Source organism: Polaromonas sp. P1_E3, assembly GCF_056405935.1.
This window is the reverse complement of sequence record NZ_JBFUBD010000511.1, coordinates 1-1701: the sequence shown is the minus strand read 5'-3', so window position 1 is coordinate 1701 and position 1701 is coordinate 1. Positions and strand designations below refer to the sequence as shown.

The window sequence follows — 1701 nt, the reverse complement described above, 5'->3', positions numbered from 1 at the left end:
GGTGGGGCCGCACATTGCCCGCATGCTGATCGGTGAGGACCAGCGGTTTTTCCTGCCGGCATCGCTCCTGACGGGAGCCCTGGTGCTTTCGCTCAGCTCCGTGGTGAGCAAGACGCTCATACCGGGCGCGATTTTCCCCATCGGCGTGGTGACCTCGCTGATCGGCGTGCCCTTTTTCATCTCACTCATCCTTGGCAGCAAGAAAAACACATGGTGATATTAAGGCTGGAAGGCGTCAGTGCCGGTTACGGCGCGCGCCAGATTATTTCTGACATCAGCACCCCCTCCTTTCATGGTGGTGAGGTGGTTGCGGTTGTCGGCCCCAATGCGGCGGGAAAGTCCACGCTCTTCAAGCGGGTAGCGGGCCTTCTCAGAGGCGCCGGCAATGTCGTGCTGGAGGGTTCGAAAAAAGGGCATGATGGCATTTGTTACATGCCGCAGGACACCAGCGCAAGCGCCAGGCTGACGGTGTATGAGTCGGTCCTGCTGGCCCACAAGCAGCGCGCGCCTTCATGGGTGGTCCACGATGCGGATCTCGCCCTGATGGACAACATCATGGCCTCACTGGGCATCACCGGGATCGCCTTTCGCTACCTGAGCGAGCTCAGCGGCGGGCAGCGCCAGCTGGTCTCCATTGCACAGACGTTGGCCCGCGAGCCTGAAGTTCTTCTCATGGATGAGCCAACCAGCGCCCTGGACCTGCACCGCCAGGTGCAGGTGCTCGATTTCATGCGCACGCTGGCGCGGCAGCGTGGGCTGATCGTGTTCATTGCCCTGCATGACCTCAACCAGGCGTTGCGGTTCTCCGATCAGGTCATGGTGGTCGCCGATGGCACCCTGCGCGGCTGCGGCCCGTCAGGCCAGGTCATCACCATGGACATGCTGCGCAAGGTCTATCGCATAGACGCCCGCATCGAGCGCTGTTCCAGGGGCCTGGACCACGTCATCGTCGACGGCGTGGTTTAGTTCCTTCTGCCGCCGCCAGACGGCACAATGGGCCGTATGCGCAAACATGTTTCGGAAACCACGGGCCCGCAGCGGCTGGGCCTGGGCCTGGCGGCCGGCATTCTCGCGGCGGCGGTGCCCTTGCCGCTGGGCTGGCAGTTCCGCGGCCTTTTGGGGTGGTGCACCGGTATTGGCGTATACCTGCTGCTGGCCTGGTGGCTGTGCGTGCGTTTCGACGCCAAACGCACACGCGAACGCGCGCAGGCGCAAGACGAGCCCAGCGTCGTGCTGTTTTTGCTGATGCTGCTGGCCACCATGGCCTGCGTCGCGGCCATCACGATGATGATGCAGCAGGCCAAAGACCTGTCAGGAATGGAGCGCACGCTGCACATCGTGCTCGCCGTCACGGCGCTAGCTGCTTCCTGGCTTTTCATGCAGACGATTTACGCATTTCGCTACGCGCACCGCTACTACCACGAGGAAAAACACAACGAACCCGATGGCCCCGGCCTGTGTTTTCCCGGTGGGCTGGACCCGGACTATTTCGACTTTCTGTACTACGCGCACGTGGTCGGCATGACCTCGCAGGTCTCCGACGTACAGGTCACCTCACGCGAGATGCGCCGGCTCACGCTGGTGCACAGCGTGCTGTCCTTCGGCTTCAACATGCTGATCCTGGCGCTCAGCATCAATGAGGTGGCGGGGGCGTTGCAGTAGGATCGGACAGACCGTCGCAGAGCCTCCAATGGATCATAT

The 1701-nt window shown here is 62.4% G+C and carries 3 protein-coding genes; all 3 read left to right on the top strand.

The genetic code is table 11. The features are described 5' to 3' along the window. Positions 1-217: iron chelate uptake ABC transporter family permease subunit (locus AC1D0Z_RS21135; protein ID WP_477660120.1), on the top strand; the 217-nt coding region annotated here is incomplete at its 5' end. Further along, entirely contained in the window at positions 211-966 is a 756-nt protein-coding gene (locus tag AC1D0Z_RS21130; RefSeq protein ID WP_477660119.1) for an ABC transporter ATP-binding protein, read from the top strand. The genes AC1D0Z_RS21135 and AC1D0Z_RS21130, both read left to right, overlap by 7 nt. A gap of 36 nt (positions 967-1002) precedes the next feature. Further along, positions 1003-1662: a DUF1345 domain-containing protein gene (locus tag AC1D0Z_RS21125; protein WP_477660118.1), complete on the top strand. Its 660-nt coding sequence runs from the start codon at positions 1003-1005 to the stop codon at positions 1660-1662. The last annotated feature ends 39 nt before the right edge of the window (positions 1663-1701 follow it).